Raw genomic sequence first — 6,542 nt, 5'->3', positions numbered from 1 at the left:
CTTGCCCCAGTACCCAAACATAACTCCCACCATCATATGGTTGACAAGTAATACAGTACTTCAATTCTTGTTGAGCCTTATCAAGATATTTTTCTGCTGTCTTATTTAGTGTGGGTAGGGTTTCATAGTATTCCATTTGAACCTCCATAAGTTTGTTAATAAATTATTTCTTTTATTAAACTTAAATACTTTAATACTCTAGTTTTCCAGTACCTATGAAGCCATTATCACCAAGGATAGCCTTTCCACTATATTCTTTTCCACCTTCGTCAATCATTCTTAATTCATAAGTGTCTCTACCTTCGATAAACATTTTTGTCATAAATTCATCTGCGCCTACTACATCGACTTCCCATGATTTAAACCCATTATCTTTTCTTACAATGATATTAGCATCACTAAAATCTAAATTTCCATGTTTCTCAATATTAATTGACGTTATTTTTTCGTCTAGAATAATCAACGTTAACATCCTCCTAATAAAATGATTATTTTAATCCTGCTCATAATTAATTTTAGTTTTTATTTATTATACTTAATCAATTCTTCATTGAATGACTTAATACTAATGTCATATTCAGACTCAAGATCTTCCGCTATATTTTGAGCTTCCTCAAGTTCAAGTGGTGTCACCTGTGAAAAAATATTAACCCACTGCTTTTTCTTTTTATTCCAATACTTTTCATCTTTTAAAACAATTACATACTTATCCATATGGATATCCCCCTAATCTCTATTAATATACTTTTTTATATTAATCCCTATCAATAATGCCTCCAGATACGAATTCGAAAACAGTCCACCTAACTTCTATTAAATCACTAAAATCATCTAAATATGCATTAGCAATCTCTTTAGCCTTTTCTTCAGCTTCTATTCTAGTCTTAAAATTTTGTAAATCTTTCACTACTTCATCTCCACTTTTATCAATCAATAATAAATTTACGCTATACATGTTTGATTCCTCCTAGTTATAATTACTTTTAACTTTACCATCATCTTCCTATAAAGGTTAACTAAACAGTGGATATTTTATGATAAATAAAGAAAATTTTAACTATAATATGGAGCAATTTAACTATATTAGGAGGTGCAGTATTGTCAAAATTTAAATTGTTTTTACCGTATCCCCAAGCTATAGATATCTATATCTTAAAGATAACATCTTAGTTACGATACAAGATTAAAAATGGTTCTTCTGAGGTCATTAAAGCAAAATAAAAAACCTTCTCCTAAACGCCCAAGTTATAGAAGAAGGTACCGCAAATAATGAATTACCTAGAGAAGAAGATACTTCTTCTCTAGGTGATAACTGTTACTATTATAGCATTTTTGCATACGCTCTTGAATACACATTTATAATTTTGAGGAAAAAACATATCTCAATTATGAAGGATCGTTTTAAAAATCTTTATAATAATTTTTGATATAAACTGAAAATGGGCATAGTTTCATAAAGCTTTTGCCTTTCTTCACTTAACATTTTAAACATAATTTCTGATTCAGTTTTATTTTTTAAAAGCACACTTATACAAAACATTAGTTCATAGTTATCAGATCGAGATTCAGTGCGAATAGATATTAATTCAAGATTCTCATACCTAGTCAACTCTTTATTGAAACGTAATTTTGTTTGTAGATAATTAACCATAAATATTTCATAGCTAACTTTGTCAAGCTTTTCTTTATTAGAGAAGGTATCGTCTAATAAAGATAATGCTGTTCTTAAGTATTCTTTATTGTTTGTTTCATCATACAAGTTCAGACATTTTAAAGAGAAATCATTTATCTGGCTAAAAACCAATTGCACTTTATTATAATCAATTTGTTTAAAGCTACTTATCATTGTCCCATAATTTATATTCTTTGCATGTTTTATTGTTTCAGCTTCTAGCATAAAAAAGGGTGAGATAGGAACGATACTATCATCTTCCTTTATTCCAAAATGATACTGTAGCGACAACATTTCTTCTGAAAATGCGTTTATTAATTTCTTTTCGCTTTTCGGATTCAAGAATAAAACAACAATTACATCTCCGATTTTATATTTTATAAAGCCTGGAGCATCCATGTCTAATCCTTCAGTCTCAATAGACGCGAAATCACCTTTTATTAGCACTTCATAAAGTTTTTCAATTGTTAAATATAGTCTATTATTATAATCCAGTATAATATCATCGTTCACTAGTAATTCAGAGAATATCTCTTTTAATTTTAAAAGTGAATTCAATGTATGCTCTAGTTGTACCTTATATTCAACACCTTCAGCTATATTTATATTTGCTCCAAAGCTTTTCGTTTTTAAATTTCCTTTAGTTAAAACATCAATCAAAAGTTTTAATATTTTGATTTGCTTACTTAAAGGTCTATGTCCATCTAACCTAAAATTAAAATTCATTTTCTCGTTTTTTAGATTAAATTCTAAACAATCCTCTATTATTATGACTTTATCGGTTTTATTTATCCTAGTTTCTACTTTAAGGCTATGGTGCTCGGAAGATCCGACTATGACAGTATCCTCATCTAAGATTCCTATCTCCCCTAATTTAACATTGCCTATAGGATATTCAATTTTATCTTTAACTCCAAATTCAACAAAATCGTGATCAAAAATTTCTGTAATGTCCCCTACTTGAGGATTATATGTCAAACTAGAAAGTACAACCTTGTCATAATCAGTCATTTTATACTGATTTTTTTCAATTAACAGCTTACTTTGCTTTTCCATCTGTTCAATGAACCTTCTACAAACAACATATAAGTTTGTCTCATCGAGTGGTCTTAATTCAACATTAGTTTTCTTTTGTGATCCATGTGTTTCAATAATGTATTTTAACTCTAGAGGTAATAACTGTTTATAAAAAATCTTTGTTTCATAATTGCTTTTTATTTCAACAACAAATAATAAGCAGCCACCTCTTCTGTAGTAATTCTGATAATGCTTAATTTCTAAGGAGAACTTTTTCGATCCATCGGTAAAACTCGATACTGCAGTACCTTTCACCTGAGTGGGAACATGGTTAATAAAACTTTCTACTTTCTCTGAACTATCTTTATAGACAGTTATATGACCATCAAATGAAGGTGCCTTGTCACCAACAGGTATCTCAGGAATTAGTTGAGATCCGAATGTTAGGGCATTATTTGTAATTGCTTGGACAGCAACTCTCTCTTTTGTTCCATTTGACATTTTATCCATAATTATCTCCTTCAAGAAGTTAATAATACTAGTCTTTTATAATAGTTATTTTATAATAAAAAAATCTCTATTTCTACCAGTTATTTCATAGGTAGTCTATTACTGTTAAAAAATAGTATTCGAATCAATGTCAATGGAACACATTGATATAATTAAAATTGAATTGATTATCTTCAGTAAACACTAAACAGATTAACCTCATTTCCAAAATAAGTTGACAAAAAATTGTACAACCTGTACTAAAATTCTATTACCCTGCATAAAATAAGATTATGGCAACGTAGGATATGTAACATTAGACAAATTAATCATTATGAACAGAAAGGAGACTTAGTATATGAAAAAGCGTTTGAAAATTATTAAAGATAAAGATGTTCATGATAAGTTTGAAGAAGAATTGTTGAGGGTTATGCCTGAATATATTCAAGTTAACTTAGTAAAGGCAATAAATAAGTATTTTTAATGTAATAGAGTAGATAAAAAGCGAATGTTATAGAAATCTGACAAAAAAGTCCAGAAACCTATAACATTCGTTTTTTATATTTGAAATTTCATCTATAAAAGTAACAATTAACACCAATAAAAGGGATAGCTCATCTTATATCATCTGTCGTATAAACCACGCATTCTACACCTGCATCTGAGCAACACTTCTTTAATATAGATGCTCTATGCTTAGTTGTGGTATAAAAAACTATTTTTGGCCTATGTTTAAATTGTTTTTCAATGATTGGGGAAAGTAGCTGATATTGTTTTATCTTCTTCTTGTTTTCTATCATCGATTGAGTACGATCAACCTCTAAAAAGTGGAATATTTGCTGAAGTGTAAAAGTGGCATCTGGTGTAATGGAGGTTTCTTTATAAGTTAATCCTTGATTAAATCTAAACGTAATTCTTTCTTCTATTCTCCAATCTGATGGGTATTTAAAATATATATACATGTCATTTCTTAGTAGATGATGGTCAACCATTAATGACCATTTAACCTCCATATCTGCCCCTATAAGCTCTCTCCCTGCTTGGTTAATATAATAGACATACCTACCTTCATGCATCCTCTTATTAAGCAAATCTGACATCTGATTGAGCACTTTTGTAGCATTTCTATCTGAACCAAGGGAGTGAATAGTTTGTAATTGTCGTCTTGTAGCAAATGTTAATTTATCCAAACTTAATAAGATTTTCTCCTGTCGATTCTTCTTCCTTTGAGTGCTCAATGTGCTCATCTATCTTAGCCTCCATTACCATTGAAACTTGGTATTTCTCTAACCTACTCCACATTTCATTATTAGAGATATAAGGCGCTTGCATCCCCTTTAATTCATGCGTTTTAAACAATGCTCTACCTTGTATATTAGATGGTAATTCCTCAGCTCCTGTGGTATCTATGGCCACCTTAGACGCATAATCAGACGGTAATCTAAAGGATATCTTTGCATCAGCATTTTGCTTAATCGATCGTGGCAAAGAATCACTTGTCGGATACTGAGTGCAAAATACTTCTCTATAGCCTAGTCCTCCCCCTATGCGAGCTATCTCACCTAATTTGGATTGACATTCTCCTAAGATTTCCTTCTCTCCCTTACTCATCCATTTCTCAGGGGCTAACTGTGCAGCTTCATCTACGATAATAAATCGCCTTCTTCTAATTGATGTATCGGCAATATTAGAGAAATAATTCTTTTTAAAATTAATGTAATCAGCTTGCATTAACAGATTAATAAAAGTGAGCATTTTGTGAGCTTCATCAGGATTACTAGCAACCATTTTAACCTGTTTTAGTTGTTCATAGCGACTAAACTCCAATCCCCCTTTAAGATCAATAATATACACTTCAACGTCATCTGGATGGGTTTCAATTAGATAAGTTAATAACATTTTCAGATAAACTGTTTTACCGAATCGAGTTGTACCAGCAACAGTCATGTGTGGCACTTTTTCAAAATTGTGAGTGATTAATCCTTCCAATCCCATTCCAATGGGAACAGACCAACTATTGTAATCTTTAACCAACTTATTATAAGGAAACATTCTAGGAATATCTCGATTAAATACTTTTACTACTAGATACTTTGGATATAAATTATCATCATCTCTACTCCTGTTAACTATCTCTTCATATTTAAGGATAACTGGCTTATTAAGGCCATCACTAAAGATATTCAACTTACTTTCCATTTCAGCTATTTTAGTTGCTGGTAGTCCTTTAGGTATCGAGTAAACATATTTTGTACCAATCGTTTCCTCACCGTCTTTTATGGGGAGTTTCTTCTTAAATTTAGGGTAAATCTTTTCTCCATCTTTCCTGGTAATACCAAAACCTATATTTTCAAATATCTCTTTAATATCCCCTTTTTCGTTGGTTAATTTGGGTATCAAAGCTGCACCTGCTAAAGCTAATGGGAATGCTAATAATTCGATCATCAAATCGCCTCGCTTTCCATGATGAAATTGCAGAGCAAGTGAATTATGGACTTAGTTTAAAAAAACTAAGGAGTTGCAATTAGAAAGAACCATACAAAACAAGTTAGATAACAGATAATCATTAACATTTTTAGTTCCTGTGACAGTTAACTTAAAATCCAATAACAAGACTACGGATAAGTGGATTCTTTGCTATAGCCCAAGCTAGAGCAAACAGAACACCACCTAGACCAACAATCCGAACAGTCGCATGATTAATCGGTACTCCCATTTTCTCCAAAATACAAAGGCTGACCAAAACAGCCCCTGTGCTAATAAAAAATGCTAATCCACCATCTACCAAACTAAAAATAACTGGATCAGGAGTAAAAGACGAATAACCAGCTACAAAACTTTTAAACGGGATAATTTCAACTCTCATTTTTCTTCCCCTTCATTTTGTTAGTCTTATTTAACGTGCAGTAGTAAATAGAATCATAGCTTCTGATATCTTGGTCTACACACTCATATTTTTCAAGATACTCCATGATTTTATTACAATCTTCAATCGAGTTAGCTTGATTAGATAGGTGATTCAGATAGTCCGATGAGAATAAGAAGGGTGTATGGTCAAGTTCATTATACTGGCGATCATGGTGTTTCTTCTTAATTTCATCTGTTTCAAGATAGGCTTTTACCGCAGTTTGGATGATGTTGTTAATAAACATTAGCTTTACCCTCCTTATCCATTTCACGCTCAATAAACCCTATAAATTTCAGTAAAACTTCAGTGTTGTTTGTTTGGATAAGGTTATCTACGAATCTAGAAACCTTTGTTTTTTTTATAAAGAATTAATTCATTTTTCATACTCAAATCACTCCTTAAGTTTGATTGATAAGAGTATATGGGCTAATGACCTAAAAGATATCTTGTCCACTC

General features: G+C 31.1%; 9 protein-coding genes. 1 reads left to right on the top strand and 8 read right to left on the bottom strand.

Going from position 1 to position 6,542, the window contains the following annotated elements; genetic code table 11:
* Window positions 1–190: 190 nt before the first annotated feature.
* From LCM23_RS14735 to LCM23_RS14720, 4 genes are all read right to left on the bottom strand, one after another.
* Window positions 191–463, bottom strand: a complete 273-nt coding sequence (locus LCM23_RS14735; protein WP_224937639.1) for a hypothetical protein — start codon at window positions 461–463, stop codon at window positions 191–193.
* Window positions 464–522: 59 nt separating this feature from the next.
* Complete coding sequence (locus LCM23_RS14730; RefSeq protein ID WP_224937638.1) at window positions 523–714, bottom strand: hypothetical protein; 192 nt, start codon at window positions 712–714, stop codon at window positions 523–525.
* A gap of 40 nt (window positions 715–754) precedes the next feature.
* Entirely contained in the window at window positions 755–955 is a 201-nt protein-coding gene (locus tag LCM23_RS14725) for a hypothetical protein (RefSeq protein WP_224937637.1), read from the bottom strand.
* A 456-nt stretch (window positions 956–1,411) separates the two neighbouring features.
* Window positions 1,412–3,199, bottom strand: coding sequence for a hypothetical protein (locus LCM23_RS14720; protein ID WP_224937636.1), 1,788 nt, complete (start codon window positions 3,197–3,199; stop codon window positions 1,412–1,414).
* Between the two features lie 337 nt (window positions 3,200–3,536).
* On the opposite strand from LCM23_RS14720, the gene LCM23_RS25930 reads away from it, so the two are divergent.
* Window positions 3,537–3,662 carry a hypothetical protein gene (locus LCM23_RS25930; protein WP_263624252.1) on the top strand — a complete coding sequence of 42 codons (126 nt, stop codon included), beginning with the start codon at window positions 3,537–3,539 and terminating at the stop codon, window positions 3,660–3,662.
* Between the two features lie 130 nt (window positions 3,663–3,792).
* On the opposite strand, the gene LCM23_RS14715 is transcribed toward LCM23_RS25930, so the two are convergent.
* From LCM23_RS14715 to LCM23_RS14700, 4 genes are all read right to left on the bottom strand, one after another.
* A complete protein-coding gene (locus LCM23_RS14715; RefSeq protein WP_263624251.1) occupies window positions 3,793–4,368 on the bottom strand; it encodes a replication-relaxation family protein in 576 nt (191 codons plus the stop codon).
* On the bottom strand, window positions 4,361–5,623 hold the full coding sequence (locus LCM23_RS14710) for an FtsK/SpoIIIE domain-containing protein (RefSeq protein ID WP_224937634.1): 1,263 nt from the start codon (window positions 5,621–5,623) through the stop codon (window positions 4,361–4,363). Before LCM23_RS14710 ends, LCM23_RS14715 begins: the two co-directional genes overlap by 8 nt.
* 151 nt (window positions 5,624–5,774) lie before the next feature.
* Window positions 5,775–6,044, bottom strand: coding sequence for a hypothetical protein (locus LCM23_RS14705; RefSeq protein ID WP_224937633.1), 270 nt, complete (start codon window positions 6,042–6,044; stop codon window positions 5,775–5,777).
* Window positions 6,034–6,330 (bottom strand): hypothetical protein, encoded by a 297-nt coding sequence (locus LCM23_RS14700; RefSeq protein WP_224937632.1) that lies wholly within the window; start codon window positions 6,328–6,330, stop codon window positions 6,034–6,036. Before LCM23_RS14700 ends, LCM23_RS14705 begins: the two co-directional genes overlap by 11 nt.
* Between the last annotated feature and the right edge of the window lie 212 nt (window positions 6,331–6,542).

The organism is Cytobacillus kochii (genome assembly GCF_020171845.1).
Taxonomy (GTDB): domain Bacteria; phylum Bacillota; class Bacilli; order Bacillales; family Cytobacillaceae; genus Cytobacillus; species Cytobacillus kochii.
This window is presented reverse-complemented; position numbering and strand designations above follow the sequence as displayed.

Bases quoted from the DNA above. Each gene is read 5' to 3' on its own strand.
- LCM23_RS14730 (WP_224937638.1), bottom strand. From the start codon at position 714: ATGGATAAGTATGTAATTGTTTTAAAAGATGAAAAGTATTGGAATAAA.
- LCM23_RS14725 (WP_224937637.1), bottom strand. From the start codon at position 955: ATGTATAGCGTAAATTTATTATTGATTGATAAAAGTGGAGATGAAGTA.
- LCM23_RS14720 (WP_224937636.1), bottom strand. From the start codon at position 3,199: ATGGATAAAATGTCAAATGGAACAAAAGAGAGAGTTGCTGTCCAAGCA.
- LCM23_RS25930 (WP_263624252.1), top strand. From the start codon at position 3,537: ATGAAAAAGCGTTTGAAAATTATTAAAGATAAAGATGTTCATGATAAG.
- LCM23_RS14710 (WP_224937634.1), bottom strand. From the start codon at position 5,623: ATGATCGAATTATTAGCATTCCCATTAGCTTTAGCAGGTGCAGCTTTG.
- LCM23_RS14705 (WP_224937633.1), bottom strand. From the start codon at position 6,044: ATGAGAGTTGAAATTATCCCGTTTAAAAGTTTTGTAGCTGGTTATTCG.
- LCM23_RS14700 (WP_224937632.1), bottom strand. From the start codon at position 6,330: ATGTTTATTAACAACATCATCCAAACTGCGGTAAAAGCCTATCTTGAA.